14 protein-coding genes are annotated in these 18,849 nt (G+C 48.1%); all 14 read right to left on the bottom strand.

Going from position 1 to position 18,849, the window contains the following annotated elements:
- Nucleotides 1–22: 22 nt before the first annotated feature.
- The 14 genes from NF683_RS18145 to NF683_RS18210 all read right to left on the bottom strand — a co-directional run bounded on the left by NF683_RS18145 (nt 23) and on the right by NF683_RS18210 (nt 18,719).
- Entirely contained in the window at nt 23–943 is a 921-nt protein-coding gene (locus tag NF683_RS18145; protein WP_253920631.1) for a glycosyltransferase family A protein, read from the bottom strand.
- Nucleotides 944–1,031: 88 nt separating this feature from the next.
- The gene (locus tag NF683_RS18150; protein ID WP_253920632.1) at nt 1,032–2,246 is read right to left on the bottom strand and encodes a glycosyltransferase family 4 protein; all 1,215 of its coding nucleotides are present in this window, start codon (nt 2,244–2,246) and stop codon (nt 1,032–1,034) included.
- A gap of 159 nt (nt 2,247–2,405) precedes the next feature.
- Nucleotides 2,406–3,611, bottom strand: a complete 1,206-nt coding sequence (locus NF683_RS18155) for a DegT/DnrJ/EryC1/StrS family aminotransferase (RefSeq protein WP_253920633.1) — start codon at nt 3,609–3,611, stop codon at nt 2,406–2,408.
- On the bottom strand, nt 3,604–4,680 hold the full coding sequence (locus NF683_RS18160) for an ATP-grasp domain-containing protein (RefSeq protein ID WP_253920634.1): 1,077 nt from the start codon (nt 4,678–4,680) through the stop codon (nt 3,604–3,606). The genes NF683_RS18155 and NF683_RS18160 overlap by 8 nt, the downstream gene beginning before the upstream one ends.
- Nucleotides 4,673–5,296: a sugar transferase gene (locus NF683_RS18165; protein WP_089038495.1), complete on the bottom strand. Its 624-nt coding sequence runs from the start codon at nt 5,294–5,296 to the stop codon at nt 4,673–4,675. The genes NF683_RS18160 and NF683_RS18165 overlap by 8 nt, the downstream gene beginning before the upstream one ends.
- A gap of 81 nt (nt 5,297–5,377) precedes the next feature.
- Nucleotides 5,378–6,760, bottom strand: a complete 1,383-nt coding sequence (locus NF683_RS18170; RefSeq protein WP_253920635.1) for a UDP-glucose dehydrogenase family protein — start codon at nt 6,758–6,760, stop codon at nt 5,378–5,380.
- Nucleotides 6,761–6,811: 51 nt separating this feature from the next.
- Entirely contained in the window at nt 6,812–7,894 is a 1,083-nt protein-coding gene (locus tag NF683_RS18175; RefSeq protein WP_193085381.1) for an NAD-dependent epimerase, read from the bottom strand.
- Nucleotides 7,895–7,947: 53 nt separating this feature from the next.
- The gene (locus NF683_RS18180; protein ID WP_253920636.1) at nt 7,948–9,141 is read right to left on the bottom strand and encodes a hypothetical protein; all 1,194 of its coding nucleotides are present in this window, start codon (nt 9,139–9,141) and stop codon (nt 7,948–7,950) included.
- A 190-nt stretch (nt 9,142–9,331) separates the two neighbouring features.
- Nucleotides 9,332–10,180, bottom strand: coding sequence for a ParB N-terminal domain-containing protein (locus NF683_RS18185; protein ID WP_253920637.1), 849 nt, complete (start codon nt 10,178–10,180; stop codon nt 9,332–9,334).
- A 1-nt stretch (nt 10,181) separates the two neighbouring features.
- Complete coding sequence (locus tag NF683_RS18190; RefSeq protein WP_253920638.1) at nt 10,182–12,191, bottom strand: polysaccharide biosynthesis protein; 2,010 nt, start codon at nt 12,189–12,191, stop codon at nt 10,182–10,184.
- Between the two features lie 73 nt (nt 12,192–12,264).
- Nucleotides 12,265–13,404 carry a hypothetical protein gene (locus NF683_RS18195; RefSeq protein ID WP_193085202.1) on the bottom strand — a complete coding sequence of 380 codons (1,140 nt, stop codon included), beginning with the start codon at nt 13,402–13,404 and terminating at the stop codon, nt 12,265–12,267.
- A gap of 38 nt (nt 13,405–13,442) precedes the next feature.
- Nucleotides 13,443–15,260 carry an ABC transporter ATP-binding protein gene (locus NF683_RS18200; protein WP_253920639.1) on the bottom strand — a complete coding sequence of 606 codons (1,818 nt, stop codon included), beginning with the start codon at nt 15,258–15,260 and terminating at the stop codon, nt 13,443–13,445.
- Nucleotides 15,261–15,266: 6 nt separating this feature from the next.
- Entirely contained in the window at nt 15,267–17,525 is a 2,259-nt protein-coding gene (locus NF683_RS18205; protein WP_253920640.1) for a polysaccharide biosynthesis tyrosine autokinase, read from the bottom strand.
- A gap of 42 nt (nt 17,526–17,567) precedes the next feature.
- A complete protein-coding gene (locus NF683_RS18210) occupies nt 17,568–18,719 on the bottom strand; it encodes a polysaccharide export protein (protein WP_253920641.1) in 1,152 nt (383 codons plus the stop codon).
- Between the last annotated feature and the right edge of the window lie 130 nt (nt 18,720–18,849).

Consider the following 18,849-nt stretch of genomic DNA (forward strand, 5'->3'; position numbering starts at 1 on the left):
ACTGCCCCCTTGCTTGCTCAGATTATTTAATACGGCGACGCAACTGATCGTAATAAGGTTGGGGCACTAGTAATGAGATAGCATGCAGCCATAAACGCATGTTCATCCCTCCCAATCTTAATGCTTCTAAATCCAAGCGCACTGATTGGCCAAGCAGCTTCTTCTCAACGGCCCAAGAAAGAACTTTGCGATTTATTGCCAAACGCAATTGTCGCCGCTCACTACGCTTTAATGTAGATTCATACTGTTTAAAAAGATCAACACCTGGATGTAAACCAACAAGGTTGCGTTTATCACGAGTAATATCGCTGTTTTCAAGCAGCCATAAAGTAGTCACATTGGCGTTGTAGTGAATGGTTTTTAATTCGCAAAGCACTTTCAACCAGAAATATACATCGCCACCTCGGCGATAAAGCCCTGCAGGAAACCCTCCCATAGATAAAAAACGCTGACGCGAAATACACGCACCATTCATGTGAATAAAGTCGAAAAGTGCAAAGAATTCTAGGGCTTCCAAGCGGCTCAGACGACCACTAGCCCGCCCTTTTATTCTCGGCAGCCGCCGCCAGCCTTCCATCTTCTGGTAAGCATTGACGTATAATTCAATATCAGAATATTGACTAATTGCATTGGCAAAACATGACAAGTGGTCTGATAACATAATGTCGTCAGCGTCAAAAAAAACCAACCACTTACCTGTTGATTTATCTGCCCCTAAGTTGCGCGCAGCATATCCTCCTGAACCGGGAGAATCACGCTGGTAAAGCCTTAACAAACCGGCCTTCTCATACTGCTGCAAAATGGCAAGAGAGCCATCAGTAGAACCATCATCTACGGCAATCACCTCAAAATCTTTGAAATTTTGCCTATATATACACTCCAGGGAATCACTTAAAGTGTTCACCTTATTATAGACAGGCATGATCACCGAGAAGAAAGCCATATCAATAGGTTCTCATAATTGTATTAGGAATAGGATTAATAGGTTTTATCCAACAGACCATTAACCCCTAGGAAATAATTTTATATTTTTAGGCTTCATTAATAGCATTATTGTTAACTAGCGCTTGCTCTCGGCTACTCGCTACCAGATCTTTTATTTGCATCGATTCAAGCATGACGGCATTAACTTTATGAACGTCGTACCGATCTTTAGCAATTTCATACGAACGTCGGCCCATGGTTTGTACTAGGGCAGGACTGTCAATGAACGCCTGCATGGCGCTCTCAAGCGCACCGACATCTCTAACGGGTATCAAGTAGCCATTATCCCCCTCAATGACAGTCTCACGGCATCCAGGCGCATCGGTAGTGATCACCGCCCGCCCCATCGCCATGGCTTCCAACACTGATCGGGGTGTACCTTCCCGGTAATAGCTGGGAAGTACATAAACACTGCAATCCGCTATTGCCGGGCGCACGTCATTAAGCCAGCCTAAATGATCAATTGAGCCCTCCTTAATCCAGGTATCCAATTCTTCCCGAGTAATCGTATCGGGATTACTATCAATGTCACCGGCCAGTTGAAATACTATCTCGGGATGCCGCTGTTTGATTCGGCGTGCAGCGTCAGCATATTGACGCACGCCTTTATCGCCCAACAGGCGAGCAATCAGTAAGAAGCGCGGTGGGCCTACGGGTATAGGAGCTACCGTAAAATGACTCATGTCTACCCCTGATCCATTGAGAACCTGCGAAGGCACCTTCTCACGCAGTATCCCCAACTCACGAAACAAAGCGTTATCATCAGGATTCTGAAAAAACACCTTGTCTGCTCTATTGAGTGCCGCGGCATATAACCTACGCACAACTTGATAGACCAGAGCACGCTTGCCGCTGGCCTGACTAGCAAATGCGTAACCCAGCCCGGTAACTAATGCATAGCGGCGAGGAACTCTGGCCAACCAGGCGGCTAGCAGTCCGTAGACAACTGGCTTGATTGTGTAGCTAAGCACCATTTCAGGGCGAATTTTGCACATAAGACGATAAAGTGCGTGCAGCGTTAAAGCATCGCGCCACGGGTTTAGCCCATTTCTCTGCATCGGAAAGTCGTGAGCAACCGCTCCCCAGGCTTCAAGCTTCTGGCGAGTCGTCATGTCTTCAAGAAGCCCTGGAGCAGCTACATGTACGTCTAATCCAGCCTTGATCAGGGCTTGAACCAATGGCCCTCGAAAATTGACCAATGAATAGCTTGTGCCCGATATCAGCAAAAAACGCTTATTCGAGGTAGCAACCTTAGGCTTCATAAAAAACTCCTTAACGAAACACCAAGCCACACAGGTTGAGGGCTCGTTTGCCGACATTAGCTATTTTAAATAGTGAGCTTTAAATGCAGGTAGCTTTAAAGACAGATGATCTTTTAAATACAGATGATCTTTTAAATTCTGGAAGGCTTGAAAAAATGATTAAACAGCTAGCGCCATGACCTCTTTGAGCACTTGACATGTCTTATCAATTTCTTCTTGGGAGAGTGTCGGATGGCACAAAAACATCAGACTGGTTTGACCAAGCTCTTGTGCAACTGGCAAATTGCTTTGTGGCTGCCAGCCAGCGTTTAAAAAGGCCTTTTCGAGATATACTTCAGAGCAACTGCCTGGAAAACAGGGTACTCCTCTTAGGTTGATATCACTCAGGATACGATCGCGATCCCAGCCATCCCGTAGCTGACGCGGATCAATGAATACATAGCATTTATAAGCGGCATGCTTGGTATCTTGCCTTCGTGATCCAGAGGTCATATCTAAACAAAAATCAGGTACACGCAACCCTTTACAATCCAACGCAGCTTGCCAGAGATGTTGAGCATTCATCTGGCGAATCGCACTCCACTCAGGCATCCGTTTAAGTTGAATACGACCAATGACGGCCTGCATTTCAGTCATGCGCCAATTGGTGCCAAACGTATCATGCAACCAGCGGAAACCCGGTGGATGTTCTTGCACATAGACAGCGTCCCAGCTCTTGCCATGATCTTTATAAGCCCACATTCGTTTCCAAAGCACGGTGTCATTGGTAGTGACCATTCCCCCTTCGCCACCGGTGGTCATAATTTTGTCCTGACAGAACGACCAACACCCTACATGACCTATTCCTCCGACGCTTCGACCTTGATAACGAGCGCCATGAGCCTGAGCGCAATCTTCGATGACATAAAGCCCATATTGCTCTGCCAACGCCATGAGCTCCTGCATTTCGCAGGGCCATCCTGCTAGATGCACGGCAACAATAGCGCGAGTGCGCGGGGTAATTTTTTCAGCGACCGTGGCGGCAGTGATATTTTGAGAGTCGCGATCAACATCAGCAAAGATTGGCACAGCCCCGGCATTGGCAATGCATGATGCAGAAGCCACGAACGTTCGAGAGGTAACAATCACCTCTTCATGCTCTTTTTCGCCAATACCCAGCCCTTTAAGAGCTAAGTCTAGCGCGTTAGTCCCATTTGCTAACGCTATGGCATGCTTAGTCTCGGCAAATTGAGCAAACTCCTTTTCGAATTCAACGCACTCCTTGCCTGTCCAATAGTTCACTCTGTTGGAAAGCAGTACGTCCTGAACAGCCTGGGCCTCTTCTAGAGTAAAGGAAGGCCAAGGAGAAAATGGTCCGTTAAGCATGGCGGGGATCCATATCTAATAGATCTTTTTCATTCATGACAACTGGCTTTTCATCCACATCTCTTAAAAATATGGTGCCTTTTGGAAACTCATAATGTTTGTATACGTGTGAGAAGTTGTCTGGATTAAGATTCATCTCAAGATAGTCTAGAGGGAGATTAGCGCCTGCTTGAGCCAAAGACGAAATAAAAGCAACAAACCTAACATTTATTTCGGTGATCATTGGATTCCCCTGCGCATCCTCTTTGAAATCTACGGTAAATATGCCATTCGCTTTCGATTGATAGTGATTAAAAAATGAACTAATCGCATCATCAGAAATATTCACAAGCTGAATATCATTAATCATACGACCAAACGCAGTGTTGCCAGTTATTCCAGAAGGCGCAACCTTAGACATGATATAAGTTACTCTCTCGGCACAAGAAGAGCGTAAAATCTTACCGTCCATATAAATAACCTTACACGCAAGGTTTCTTCCCGGTAAAAACTCGGATGCGATAAATTCTTCAATGAGAGGGTTTATTTGCATCCATTCATCGAGTTCTTTCTCACTTGTGACTTTTAAAGAACCCAACCCACTTGATCCAACAGTACCACGTACCCAAAAAGGATAATCAAGCGTAAAATCAAGGCTTTTCAAGCCGTTTGAAAACGTGCAGTAACGGGGTATATAAGGCTTATCCGCCAGTATTTCATGCAGTTTTTTCTTATCGATCAGTGCCTCGGTCGGCTGGCTTGAAGAAATAAATGCTTTACAAGGCAAACCTTCAAGGTCTTTCCGCTTCGACCATGCCACTACTTCAACTTCAGGCAACACAACCGCAAATTGAATCTGGTGATGATCAATTATTTTTGATATTTCTAACCAGTAACGTTCATCATCAGCTCTTGGCACCAAATAGGTATGATCATATGAAGATTTATCATAAAGGCCTATCGCTAATGGGTTAGCATCAACACCAATAAAACGATAACTATCAGCTCCAGAGTCAAGGACAGACCTGACAAAGCTGCGTGGCGTTGGCCCACCGACGCCAGTGACAAGGATATTTATTTTTTTAGCCATTTTGCCCACCTTTGTCGTTTTTCAACTTTGATGCTTTAAAGTTTGGCATCGCTACATCACCCGAGTAACTGATACCTTCGCGGAAAAAAACTTTTTTCACTGTCAATAGTAGTATTTTGATATCCAAAAGCAGTGTCTGGTTATCTACATACCAAATGTCGTAATCAAACTTTTTTTCCCAAGAGATACCATTACGACCATTTACTTGTGCCCAACCTGTCACACCGGGGCGAGCTTCATGCCGACGAAATTGGTGGGCGCTGTAATAAGGCAAATATTCCATTAATAAAGGCCTGGGGCCGACCAAGCTCATATCTCCTTTCAGTACATTCCATAGTTCGGGTAACTCATCCAGACTGGTAGCACGCAGACGCCGGCCAAAAGAAGTCAGCCGCTCTTTTTCTGATAATTTTCGGCCTTGCTCATCATAGGCATCTCGCATAGAGCGAAACTTGACGATTTCAAATGGCTTACCGTTTAGCCCTGGGCGATACTGACGGAAGAGAACTGGCGTACCTAGCTTATAGCGAATAAGCAGCGCTATAACAACTAGCAGAGGTGATAGCAACACTAACCCTATCACTGAAATGATAATATCAACTTGGCGCTTTAACATGAGCCACCTACCATTAAAAATACAACATAAAGCCAGCCACAATAACTAAATGACCAAAAACATCCATATTAGATATCGACTTTAATGACTGGCAGTGACTACATGCAGCTCAGGTGGAGCTGTTATTGACAGCGTTGGTTTGGCTCTACCTACCGAGTAGTAGTTAAACCCTTTATCTGCCATTCTATGTGGCTCATAAAGATTGCGACCATCAAAGATAGTCGGTTCCGATAACTGAGCTTTGATAAGCTCAAAATCAGGCGCTCGGAAGTTTTGCCACTCGGTAATGATAATTAACGCATCACTATTTTTTAACGCGGCTTCTTTGGTTCCACAAAGGGTTAAATGCTCACGATTTCCATAGATTCGCTGCGCTTCTTCCATAGCTTCCGGGTCATAAGCCTGCACCTTTGCACCTGCCGCCCATAGAGACTCCATAAGCACTCGGCTGGGCGCATCACGCATATCGTCTGTATTGGGCTTGAAGGAAAGCCCCCAAATAGCAAAGGTTTTACCCTTTAACTGTGCATTGAAGTGCTGATTTATTTTCTGGAAAAGCGTGGTTTTTTGCTCTTTATTACGTAATTCCACCGCTTTGAGCAGTTTGGCGTCAAAGTCGATACTATTTGCAGTGTGAATAAGCGCCTGTAGGTCTTTGGGAAAACAGGAACCCCCGTAGCCTACACCAGGGTAAATAAAGTGGTAGCCAATGCGTGGATCCGAACCGATTCCCTTACGCACGGCTTCAATATCGGCTCCCAGTAACTCGGCTAAGTTTGCCATTTCGTTCATAAAACTAATCTTGGTTGCTAACATGCAGTTAGCGGCATACTTTGTTAACTCAGCGCTTTTTACATCCATCACGATAACTTTGTCGTGATTGCGATTGAAAGGCGCATATAATTCTCGCATAACCTCTATTGTTGCATCGCAACTGGTACCAATAATAATTCGATCTGGCTTTTGGCAGTCTACGACGGCACTACCTTCCTTTAGAAACTCAGGATTCGACACCACATCAAAGCTGATATCGCTTCGACCACGCCTTTTCAATACATCTTCCATCACGACACGAACTTTGTCGGCGCTACCTACTGGCACAGTGGATTTGTTAACGATAACTTGGTCGCGCTCCATGTGTTCAGCGATAGTCGTCGCCACGTTGAGCACATAGGTTAGATCCGCACTTCCATCTTCATCGGGAGGCGTTCCCACGGCGACAAATTGAACCTGTCCATGTTTAATCGCGGCAACCGCATCGGTAGTAAAATCGAGCCTTCCAGCAGCGTGATTCTCTTTTACTATCGACTCCAAACCAGGTTCATAGATAGGCGTGATACCCATCTTAAGCTGTTCAACCTTATGAGCATCCACATCTACGCAAACAACGTGATGACCGACTTCAGACAAAATTGCACCTTGAACCAGGCCAACATAACCCGTTCCGAAAACTGTAACGTTCATTGGAGTTCCTGCTAGGGTTGGGTGTACTAAGGGAGAAGTAAGGAGTTCGTATCACTTAATTAAGCCAGACACTTCGTTTGCAGCATCAGAGGAGGCAGTAGGTGAATATTTTTTTAATGAGTAATAGTCGCGATACCAAGCAATGAAGTTTTCAATGCCCTTAAAGATTGGTGTAGAGGGTTTATATCCCACCCTTCTTTCTAACTCACCTGAGTCGGCATACGTATCTAGCGCATCTCCCGGCTGTAGAGGCAGCATTTCTTTGATGGCTTTTTTACCTAGCGCCTTTTCAATGGCTTCGATATAAACACTGATCGTTACCGGATCATTATTACCTATGTTAAAGAGGCGAAACGGTGCATTACTGGTAGCAGGATCGGGGCTATCGCTATTCCACTCTTGAGCCGGGGTTGCGATGTCGTCACTGGCGCGAATAATGCCTTCTACAATGTCATCCACATAAGTAAAGTCGCGTGTATGGTGGCCATAATTAAAAACCTGAATAGGCTCATCAGCTAGAATGTGCTTAGTAAATTTAAAAAGTGCCATGTCTGGGCGACCCCACGGCCCATAGACAGTAAAAAACCGTAGGCCAGTCGTCGGCAGTCCAAACAGGTGACTATAGCTATGAGCCATCATTTCGTTAGCTTTCTTGGTGGCCGCATAAAATTGCAACGGATGATTGGCGCCCTTGTGCTCGGAAAATGGCATTAGCGTATTGGCACCGTAAACGCTGCTGGTGCTGGCGTAAGTCAGGTGCGCAACCTTAGCGTAGCGACACGCTTCTAATATATTGGTAAAGCCAATTAAGTTACTTTCCACATAACTAAGCGGATTTTCCAGTGAGTAGCGCACGCCAGCTTGGGCAGCAAGATGAATAACGCGATCAAAGCAGTGCTCTTCAAAGCACGTTGCCACCGCTTGCTGGTTAGCTAAGTTGGCACGAATTGAGAGGTAGTTATTTCCTGTCTCAGCTGCCGTCTGTTCAAGTATTTTGAGACGCGCTTCTTTTATAGCAGGGTCGTAATAGTCATTAACGTTATCAAACCCGACGACACTATCCCCCCGCTCTAGCAGACGTTTAGCAGTGTGAAAGCCAATGAATCCAGCATGGCCGGTTACTAGAATCTTCATACAGTGACTCCATGACGAGACAACCGTGAGCAAGAGGAAGGAAGGGAAATAGATCAGTTACGCACCAGGCGCTGAATATGTTGCCAACTCACTCGCCTTAAACCGTCTAACGTTAAAGGCACTAGTGCCGCCGAGCGCACCATGGTAAGTACCGGTCGCGGAAGCTTGTTCAAACATAGGGTTCGGGGTAGCCCGGTATAGGGGAACCAGCGCTCATGATAGGAGCCTTGATGAGCCGAAATTGGCAAATCCCCCTTGAAACGTGAGGGCACGTCATACCAAGCATAATTGCCCTTCAAACTTTCTATCTCGTCGGTGCCAGGCTGAAGAAATTCGAAATCGATAATTTTGAGGCCTTGGCAAGGATCATAAATCAGGTCTTGCGGATTGAGATCAATACACTCGTAGCCAAGACGTCGATAATGCAAGATAACCGCTCTGACGCGCTCAATTGTCCAGAGAGGTAGTAACCCATGTGGTGAGAACGGTGCACGGGGAGAAAGGATACGCTCCATACGATTGGAATAGCGCTCAAACACCAGGTAATGAGGCCCCACCTCTAGCAATCGCGATACTTCAGGTAATGAAGCGCCTAGCTCACGGGCTTTTACTTCACGCTCTAAATACCGCTCGCGCCCCGGGCGAAAGGTTTTGCAAATTGCTTCAGTGCCGTGAAAATCCACCAGCTCTACTTTGGCTCGACATACCTGCTTACTCACGTCGGCTAGCACTGGATAAGGGGTGCGAAACTCAATGTTATAGCGCTGCGCTGTCGCACGTATTTTACCGATTTGCTGTGGAACTATTTTCTTTAGGTATTCAAGTGTCTGAGTGGTGCTACAAGACAAATACAGTGGACTGACGTGTTCTTGGCCACTGCGCCCATCGTTGACCTTTTGAGTTAGCACTGTTTCTACAGTAAGCAGCCGTACATTATCGGTTCGTCCAGGAGTCTCCCTTGAAGAAGGTTGTTCCATCACAGGATGCACATCGTGCACCACCAAAAAATAAGCTGGCAGGCCGCCATTACCAGGCCAATCCACAGGCTCCTGTTCACTACTATCAATCCACTTTGCCAACGTTTGCCGCTGATCTTCATGGATGGGTAGTTCGCACAAAATATTGAAACCGTAGCGATCAAGCAGGCTACGTAAGACATCTAAATATGCCAGCCCACGCTCCCTAATTAGAAAAACGGCAACGCCAGTTAACCACTCATTTTCCTCAATATTATATTGTTTATTCATCGTAGCCTTTCTCCTTCAAAACTAAAGGGAGTGTCCTAAAAAGCTAACAAGAGACGTTATAAACTCTCTTACAAAAGACTTATAAAATAATTTAAATCAAAATCACTGAGAGAGATTAACGAAAAAACTATGTAAGAGATAAAAAACACCTTAATCAGAGCGACTTTATTAAAAAGGTATTTTTTATATATTAATCGGCAAAGTAGTTATCGAATATTTTAAGGGCTATTTCTTGGCTAAATAGCCCCAAGGTCACTGTAGGCCAAAGGGCGACGTCTTCACGCCGAATAAAACGCTCCACCCGAATAATAGCCCGCGGCGCCCCTAACGCACTGATCACCGCGTAACGATGCTGGCCACCATGTACCATCCAGCGCCAGCGCCCATCTGAGTGGGTCAAAACGCACGCCCGGATATCTCCATCAGTGCCGTCATGGCGACAGATCCCCTGACGGCGAATCGATTCCAGTACCCGAGCCAAACGCTCAACCTCAACTTCAAGCTTATCTTCGCTGACGGGCCCACAGAACTTCCAACCCGCACTAATGTCCAGGCGTTTGCCTAATATTCGGGTATTTTCACGCAATTCAGTTCGCTGGCGTTTGACGCTTTTTTCTACTGCATTGTGGGCATCCCATGGCGAATAAGCCTGCCACGGTGGTGCATCGACTAGTTCACTCGCTTGACCAAAAGAAACTCCCAGAAATTCGGCTGCATTGGCTGGCTGCCAGTCAGCATAGAAAACACGCAGGGCGTCACGGAGCAAGTCGCGCTCCCTGCCAGGATTATCAAATGCTTCCTGCATCACATCATTTAGGAAGCGCCGATGACCACTGAGATTGAACAAGCCAAACCCCCACTCCATAGGCGCCTCAAGGAGCAGCTCTCTACCAGGATAAAGATAATTTAACTCAAGTGGATTACTCAGATGCCTACGGGCATCCACTGGCCGAACATGTTTCATCGACTGAATGTGTAATCCCGCACTCTCGACCTTTCGGAGCATCCACACTTTGATAGACAATGAGTCGATCAGCATTTTAGCTTTCCTTGGTGGCGGGATTAAGCGCTTGGTTAAGAACTGGATCGAGTCGGTTCATAGACGTTAAGAATGGATTCGTAGTTAAGCGTTGGCCCTGTGGCTCGAGGGGCGAAGCTTGACGCGCTGCCCATACTAAGTCCGCTATGTCGCCTAAGGGGTGATAATCTAATGGGGCCAACTGTAAAAGTTGACGGATACGCAAATGGTCGGTCTCGATAAAAGCCTGTTCCAATTCTTTTAAAAAGTTTTCAAGCCTTGGCCATTCCCAGAAGCGCTCTTTTGAGGTCATTATGCGGTCGTGACGAGTCCGCCTGACGTCATCGCCGATTAACAGCTCTTCGTATAACTTTTCTCCTGGGCGCAAACCGGAATAAACAATCTCAATATCACCTTCAGGGTGTTCGGCATCTCTCACTTCAAGCCCTGAAAGCCTAACCATATTCATTGCCAAATCCAGAATACGGACCGGTTCACCCATGTCGAGAACAAATACCTCACCACCTTCGCCCATGGCGCCAGCCTGGATAACCAGCTGAGCGGCTTCGGGAATTGTCATGAAATAACGGGTGATTTCCGGGTGGGTAACTTTGATAGGGCCGCCCTGCTCAATCTGTTTTCGAAACAACGGTACAACAGAGCCACTTGATCCCAACACATTTCCAAAACGCACCATGCAAAAACGTGTATTTGACTGCGCATGAGCGAAAGCTTGGCAAATAAGTTCAGTCAATCGCTTGGAAGCCCCCATCGCATTGGTGGGGCGAACTGCCTTATCGGTGGAAATAACCACGAAGGTTTCGACACCGGCGGTCATTGCCGCCTGAGCCAGGTTTAAGGTGCCAAAGACGTTGTTACTGACCCCCTGGACAAGATTAAACTCAACCATCGGCACATGCTTGTAAGCGGCTGCATGGTAGACGGTATGCACCTGAAAGCTTTCAAATACTGCTTTGAGGCTACCCGCATGCTGAACCGAAATAAGCAGTGGTTTTAATTCACAACGTGAATGGGTCGTTTCTATTACCTGCCTTAACTCCTGCTCAATGGCGTATAGGGCAAATTCGCAGTTGTCGACCAGTAACAGGCGTATGGGATTCTGAGCAAGGATCTGGCGGCATAGCTCACTACCAATTGACCCTCCAGCGCCGGTGACCATAACCGCCTTATCGCGAATATTGGCCTGCAGCAACTCAGGGAAGGCGGGTACAGCCTCTCTCCCCAATAAGTCCTCTAGCGCCACGTCATGAAGCTCGCTAATTTTTGCTCTCCCGGCAATCACATCAGCGCTACCAGGAATTGTTTTTAGAGGAACCGACAGGCCCGAAAGCCAGTGTAATATCTCACGGCGTCGCCAACGCGGAGCACTAGGAATTGCCAGCAGCACCATGGCAGCCTGATGCTCTTGCACCAAGGCGGCTAACGCAACCGGTTGGTGTACCCTCAGCCCTTCGACCATGGCACCTTCTAGCCCACGCCAGTCATCTACGAAAGCCACCGGCTCATACTCACCACCATGGCGAAGCGCATCGACCAATTCGCAGCCAGCGGCTCCTGCCCCATAGATCACTACTGGCTTGCGTTGACGACGCTGGCTATAGCGATACAGTTCACGGATAAAAAAACGCAGGCTACCAATACCTAATAATAGGAGGAGCGTATAAATGACGATAACGGATAGCCCGACAGAGTGTTCAACCATATAACTGACTGGCACCACTAACAGCGCTGACGTCACGACGACCATAGCGACGGTCGGTACAGTGACATGGCTCATATAACGAATCACTATTCGATATAGCCCGAGCCAATGGAAAAGCAACAGACTTGTTGGCACTAACAGGCCAATCGTCATCCACAGGGAGCCATCTCTTAGTGGCTGCAAATTTTCCACGTGAATCACCGTTGCCAGCTGTAAACTACCCGCTACAATCACACCATCCAGCAAGACAAGGACTCTGCGTTTTATCCAGCGGGGTGTCACCGACAACGATTTCATTAAGCTATCCATGATTCCCCCGTTATTATTCTTTGCTGGCGTTACGTGCGAGTTATCTGGCCACATGAGTGGCAATGGTGTTATTTCAGTGCACGTCAGGCATCAGCCGATGATGCGAAGCGGCTAATGCCCCTTGTCGGTAAAGGTGCCAACACAACACTAGCACCAACCAAAATAGCGTCGCGCGAAGGCCATTATGGGTAGTCGAATAGATCAACGGTCCGGCCACACCCGCCCAGACATACAGCGGCGCTCGTCGTAGCGCGATAACGATCGTCAATAGGAAAAGCCCTAGGCCTGGCAGCCCGTAGGCAAATAACATATTGACGAAAGAGGAGTGAATTTCAAGCCCATCGTAGGGAGCAAAACGCTGACGTTCAGCCTCCCCCGCACCTAAAATGGCGTATTCAGGGAAGTTCGTTAGTCGGTCAAATTTGCGTTCTTCGTAGACGCTATCTATTTTACTTGGCGCCCTATCCATGCGCGCCTCTATGTTACGCAACACTTGTCCATCCGAGCTGATATTGGCGAACAAAACACCCAACAGTAGCAACGGAAGTAACAGTAGCAAACGCGCAAAATGCTTAATTTGACGAGCATTCGCCAAGGCCCAGCCGATCAGGACTAAGACACCTCCTCCCATTGCTGCTAGCGATGACGCAGCGAGAACCCCCAACACGCCGGAAGCTAGACCAGCCAATCCCAAGAGTCTCATCCGCGGATGAAAATCATCAAGCATCAATAACACCACCACGCCGCATAATGAGAAATAAGCGAGCTGGTTAGGGTTATTGAAACTTCCCGTTGTGCGGTTAACTCCCATGGCTAACTGCAATAACACCTGACTACCTGCGATCAGCAGCGCGATTGCTACGCCATTACGGATAATCCCTGTGGCACGTTCGCCATATACGCTAAGAAAACGTAATAACGCCATGCCCACGAGAAAATTAAACAGGAAAAACAGAACGGGTCTAAAAAAGCTGGTCGTTCCTAAGACCAGCGTCCAGCTAAGGCAAACCATCAACACCCACAGCACCATCATTCCCCAACATATGGCAAAAGGGGAAACTTTCAGATGTTTGTCGCCCAGGGACATCACCAACATCACGCCGACGAAACCTATCAAGACAACATCAGTCAACTGCGGTCCACCACTAGGGAACAAATAAAGGCTACTTAATGAAAGACCCAAAAATAGTAGTAGTGCGCCGATTAAGTTCATGGCGGTACCCTTTTGTCTATCTTGGAAGAGACGCCTGGCTAGAGATTCGCCATCATCTGGAAAGTATGGTTACGGCTGGCCAAGTCGTCGTAAGTGCCAGCATCAATTACCTGCCCATTCTCAAGCATATAAATGATGTCGCACCCCTTAACGGTCGCTAGACGATGGGCAATCATGATGACGGTCATCTGGCCGGAAAATCGCTGGATGTCTTCCATTACACGGCGCTCGGTAATGCCATCCAGCGCACTCGTCGCCTCGTCAAACACCAGCACTCTAGCTTGCTGATAAAGGGCGCGCGCGATTCCCAGGCGTTGGCGCTGCCCACCAGATATCTGAACACCGCGCTCGCCTATGCGTGTTTCAAGCCCCTCCGGGAATCTATCAAGCAGATCATCCAGCTGCGCCATACGCAGCGATTCCTTAACTCTCTCAACATCAATATCCTTGCGCTCGATAGCAAACGCGACGTTTTCGAGAATGCTGGCATCGGACAAAAATATCTGCTGAGGCACAAACCCCACCCCCGCCTGCCATTGGCGTAAATTCCCATGCGTTAAGGGAACACCATCAATCAGTACTTGACCTTGCTGGGGCTCAATCAAGCCGAGTAATAAATCCACCGCAGTGCTCTTGCCACTACCAGAGGTTCCCACTAGCCCCACCATCTGGTTGACGGGGATCGTTAGCGTGAGCCGATCAAGCGCCAAGGCCCGCGTTCCTGGATAGTCGAAGACCACATCCTGGATTTTTATCTCTCGCTGAGGCACCCAGGGCGTTATCGGAGCGGATGACTGAGTTTCACTAATGGCGATATCGCCGTTTTTCGTCTCATCACGACTAGCGATCAAGTCATCACGAATGGCGTTATAAGCGGCTAAGTTGCCGCGAATTTTTGTAAGTGAGGTGTATATCTTTTGAAAACCAGGCAGCATTTTAAAGCCTGCCAACGCATAGATAGAGAGTGCTGGCAAAATTGCCCCAAGATTACCCTCATATAGGTTAAGCAGATAAAGCACCAACACAATAACCGAACCAAAAGCTACCAGTTCAATGGCATAACGTGGGGCTTCACTTAACCCCTGCGTCACTCCTTCACCACGCGCGATAGAATTGCAGGCATCATCAAAGCGTGTGGTAAAACTTGCCTGGCGATGCAGTAATAGCAGATCTTTAATGCCCCCGAATCCTTCACTCATCAATTTAAAACGCTTGGATTGAGCTTTAGAAATTCGTCTTCCGTTAATGATTAAAAAACGCCGAACCGTTTGGTAAAGCAGTAAATAAGTCCCAAAAAAGACCACCACACCAATTATCGCCACCAAAGGGTTGTAGAGAAAAATGGCTAAGGTCATCAGTGAAAGCATGATCAACTTAGCATTAAGCTCCATAACAGGATTGATGATCTTGAGAGACACACGCTGGACTTCCGCAGAAACCTTAGTGGTCAGAGCACTAGTATTCTGGTTGGAATGAAACAACCAAGGCTGGTGCAGGTAATAGCGGTAGAGGCGACTTGACAGTTCTGCCCCCACACGGGCGCTGTAAAGCGCCAGCCGCCACGACGTATAGATAGACAGCAGGGCCGCCATCAACAGAACGCCGAGCACCATGGCACCCAATAAACTTAAGAAAGCCTTGGGACTTTGCATACCGGTAACGCTATATGCTATAGCAAGCCAACCATCACCCTGGAGCTTACTCATATCACCCACGACCGCCATAAACGGCCCAATAGCGATAACACCTGCAATTTGTGCCAACGCCATACCGATAATCAGCACTTGGAGCCTCAATAGTTGGCGCCGCTGTTGCTGCGTCAATAACGAGTAGAGTTCGCGCAATTGCTTCAGCATCTTGGATCACCGGTAAGCATAGAGGTAACTGCCATAGTAGCCATGACGGCTATTGGTCGTTTTCTTAACACCGTTTAGGATTGCACCTTTAATATTCACACCAGCGCTCTCCAGGCGGCGCTTAGCAGCCTTAATTTCTCCAGGAGGGTGACTGTCGAAGCGGACTACCATCAAACTGGTTCCCGCCAGCTTACCCACTACCGTTGCATCGGTTACCGCCAGTATCGGTGGTGTATCGATGATCACTAAGTCGTAGCACTGGCTCATGGCTTCCAGGAACTCGTGGAAGCTTTGCTGCATTAACAACTCCGATGGATTAGGCGGCACACTGCCCCGGGCAACATAATCCAATCCTTCTAAGTCACTATGGCGAACAGCTTCTTCTGCATCAATTCGCCGCGCTAGCAACTCTGAAAGGCCTTTAACACCCTTGCTGTGAAACGCATGATGCAGATGTCCACGACGCATATCGGCATCAATCAGTAGCACTCTTTGCCCCGCCTGAGCGCACACAGCGGCTAAATTAGCGGCGATAAAGCTCTTGCCAACCCCTGGGCTCGCACCGGTAATCATCAAGCGGTTATTGTCCGATTCGAGCATCGCAAAATAGAGGCTAGTTCGCAGACCACGCAACGCTTCCACCGCAATTTCGGCGGGTTTTTTAATCGCCAGCAAGCCTCGGAAAACTTCCTGAACCTTTTTAGAATGGCGCGGACGAATTCGCTCGGTAAGCCCTGTTTGCCCGCCAGAGTCTGGCAGCGTTGCATAGACAGGCAACCCCAGCTCTTCCAGTTGCTCGGGTGACTTAATCGCGCGACTCAATAACAACCGCACCACCACCAGCATCGTGGCTAACAATGCGCCTATCAGTGCACTGACAGCCGTTATCAATGGAATGCGCGGTGCGATAGTGCCCGGATTTAGAATAGCGGCATCAAGGATGCGTACGTTACCCACCGTACCGGCTTTAACCAAACGCATCTCTTGAAGTTGATTGAGCAGTTGAACATACACTTGCTGATTGACCTGACTGTCCCGAGTCAGGCGAAGCACTTCTTGTTGGGTTTCAGGCAATTCATTGACCTGGGCATTGAGACGGTCACGCTCCTCTACGAGTTGAGAGCGCTGCCTTAACAAGGTTTGATAGTTGGGATGCGAGGGGCGGTACCGCTCAGCTAAGTCGGCCTCCCTCATAGCCAACTCACTGAGTTGATTTTCTACATCTACCACACGGGTGAGAAGATTTTGCGTCTCGAATGTTAAGTCGACTGAGTCACGCTGCGCCCGATAGTCATTGAGCATGCCCTCCGCATTAGATAGCTGATCCCTAACTTGGGGAATTTGCTCGCCAAGAAAGGCGATTTGTTTCTCTGCTTCTTCTGAATGACGCTGCACATTCTGAGTTAGAAAAACCCCTGTTAGGGTGTCAAGTGTCGGCTGGATCTTACTGCGATCCGCGCCACTAAGCATAAGTTCATAGACACCTGATTCAATACCTCTCGGCATTACCTCAAAACGACTTTCAAGGTCTTTTATCGCATTCAGAGAAGACATACGCGTCAAGCTGAATTCAGCACCAGGATGGGCAACTGCCTGGCTAATAAAAAGACGATAACCTACCCCCTCATCTTGAACGGTTTCCCCAACGTTACCGATAAGCACTCGCTCATCTTCTAGCCATAACTCAAAGTTACCCTCTTCCTTTATGCGCAGTAGGTGCTCGCTTCCGACATGTTCATCGGGCACAGAAAAGCGTGAGACACGCACAGACTCGTTGGCCCACACATAAGGATTTTGCCAGCGACTCTCTTCTCCCATTCCTAACCATTCGCGCATAAAGGCCGGGGTTAGGCTTTCGATTAAATCCTGACTAACCCCATGATTGACAAGAAAGTCTCCAATGACCGGCAATCGACGCGGTTCAACCTTAATCGCCAAGTCTTGCCGATCAGCTGTTTCTCCCAACACCATACGTGATCGCAATATTTCGAGTTCTGCGGCGGTAGGATTACCTGGCTGTTGCTCACCCAATGACTCCATAAACGCCAAGTTCGCCCCTCGGCTCTCTATCTGAACCAACGCGTCAGCCTGGTAGATACGTGACTGAGAACTGGCATAAAAATATCCTGCCAGGAGAAAAAGCCCCGTTATCGTTACGATAAACCAGCGATGGTCAGAGAGTGTGTCGACCAGCTTGCGCAGATTAAGGTCATCACTCTCCTGGGGGCCAGCTGATGATGAAGGTGGATGAGGAAAGTAGTTCATGGTCATGCCTCGCTATTCAGAAATGCTATTCAAAATAGCCACTTAAAGCTCGCTGGCATCATTGGCTACCGTTACAACATTGCCCGGCAGACTAACTGATGGCAGCAGCAGAGAAATGACCGAGTTCCAACGAGCCAGTGGTGCTGATGTCACGTACACCACATCCTGAGGCTGGAGAGGAAAGCGAGTTCCAAGCAATAGCCGTGTAGCATCCCTGATATCTAACTGATAAACAGTGGCGAACTTTTCACTACCTGGCGAGTTACCTCGTACTACAAAAATTCCTGAAGGCTCAGCCCGGCTCTCATTCACACCACCAGCCCTGCCTAATGCATCCGTTAAGGTGATCCGTTCATTGCCAATAGCGATTGTACCGGGACGTACTACCTGCCCCATCACCACTACGTTCTGGTTCTCCATAGTAGGGACATGCAGCAAGTCACCATCACGCAGCAAACGATTCTGCGTCATATCCCCCTGACGCATCATTGCATAAAGTGAGATGAGCTCTTCGCTACCATTACGGCTCAACGTTACGTTTCGCCAGTCGGCATTTTCCCGCGCCCCGCCTACTGCGCTGATGGCATCCAGGATTGTCATCGGTACGATGGTCAGTGGTAATGTGCCAGGGTTTTCGACAGCACCACTGATATAGACTTTCTGGGAGTTAAACGCCGCGATGCCAACTTCCACTTGCGGCTCATTGATCACATTGGCTAGACGCCGAGTAATAAGGTTACGCACTTCATCAAGCGTCATTCCCTCAACCCTTACACGCCCCACGTATGGATAAAACATGGTGCCATTGGGCCGTATCCGATTACCGGTTTCTGCTGCGGAGCGCTCAGAACCTGCGGGAATAGTCAGTTCCGGATGGTCATAGACAATCACACTTAAAATATCGCCAGGCCCCACCCGGTACTCATACCCCGGCACCACTGGATTCAATGCGGGCGATGGAACCCGAGAAGAAACATCTCTTTCAAACATCGCATTCACTAAATCTGGGGTGATCTGCTCCACGTCCACTCGCCCATCTAGTGATTGCTCAAGATTGTCCTGATCAATATGGCCACCAGGAGCCATAGCGCAGCCACTAAGGGCTCCCAGCAGCACGATCAAGACGAGATAGTGGGCTAGTCGAATTGGGCTTCTTCTAGATTCCACTCTTTCTACTTCATTGAAATTATTCATGGTTGCTCCCTTTGCTTTTGTCTAGCCACGCTACCGCCCGGGGATTTTGGTCAGACATTTCCCAGAGCCTTATTGAACACAGCCCAGGCGACGTCAATTCGCTATCGCCATGAGACAGAGCTACCTACTT

It is taken from the genome of Halomonas sp. MS1 (assembly GCF_024182575.1).
Classification (GTDB): domain Bacteria; phylum Pseudomonadota; class Gammaproteobacteria; order Pseudomonadales; family Halomonadaceae; genus Vreelandella.

Bases quoted from the DNA above. Each gene is read 5' to 3' on its own strand.
- NF683_RS18180 (WP_253920636.1), bottom strand. From the start codon at position 9,141: ATGAATAAACAATATAATATTGAGGAAAATGAGTGGTTAACTGGCGTT.
- NF683_RS18195 (WP_193085202.1), bottom strand. From the start codon at position 13,404: ATGAACTTAATCGGCGCACTACTACTATTTTTGGGTCTTTCATTAAGT.
- NF683_RS18190 (WP_253920638.1), bottom strand. From the start codon at position 12,191: ATGGATAGCTTAATGAAATCGTTGTCGGTGACACCCCGCTGGATAAAA.
- NF683_RS18160 (WP_253920634.1), bottom strand. From the start codon at position 4,680: ATGGCTAAAAAAATAAATATCCTTGTCACTGGCGTCGGTGGGCCAACG.
- NF683_RS18175 (WP_193085381.1), bottom strand. From the start codon at position 7,894: ATGAAGATTCTAGTAACCGGCCATGCTGGATTCATTGGCTTTCACACT.
- NF683_RS18185 (WP_253920637.1), bottom strand. From the start codon at position 10,180: ATGCTGATCGACTCATTGTCTATCAAAGTGTGGATGCTCCGAAAGGTC.
- NF683_RS18150 (WP_253920632.1), bottom strand. From the start codon at position 2,246: ATGAAGCCTAAGGTTGCTACCTCGAATAAGCGTTTTTTGCTGATATCG.
- NF683_RS18210 (WP_253920641.1), bottom strand. From the start codon at position 18,719: ATGAATAATTTCAATGAAGTAGAAAGAGTGGAATCTAGAAGAAGCCCA.
- NF683_RS18200 (WP_253920639.1), bottom strand. From the start codon at position 15,260: ATGCTGAAGCAATTGCGCGAACTCTACTCGTTATTGACGCAGCAACAG.
- NF683_RS18155 (WP_253920633.1), bottom strand. From the start codon at position 3,611: ATGCTTAACGGACCATTTTCTCCTTGGCCTTCCTTTACTCTAGAAGAG.
- NF683_RS18170 (WP_253920635.1), bottom strand. From the start codon at position 6,760: ATGAACGTTACAGTTTTCGGAACGGGTTATGTTGGCCTGGTTCAAGGT.
- NF683_RS18165 (WP_089038495.1), bottom strand. From the start codon at position 5,296: ATGTTAAAGCGCCAAGTTGATATTATCATTTCAGTGATAGGGTTAGTG.
- NF683_RS18145 (WP_253920631.1), bottom strand. From the start codon at position 943: ATGGCTTTCTTCTCGGTGATCATGCCTGTCTATAATAAGGTGAACACT.
- NF683_RS18205 (WP_253920640.1), bottom strand. From the start codon at position 17,525: ATGAACTACTTTCCTCATCCACCTTCATCATCAGCTGGCCCCCAGGAG.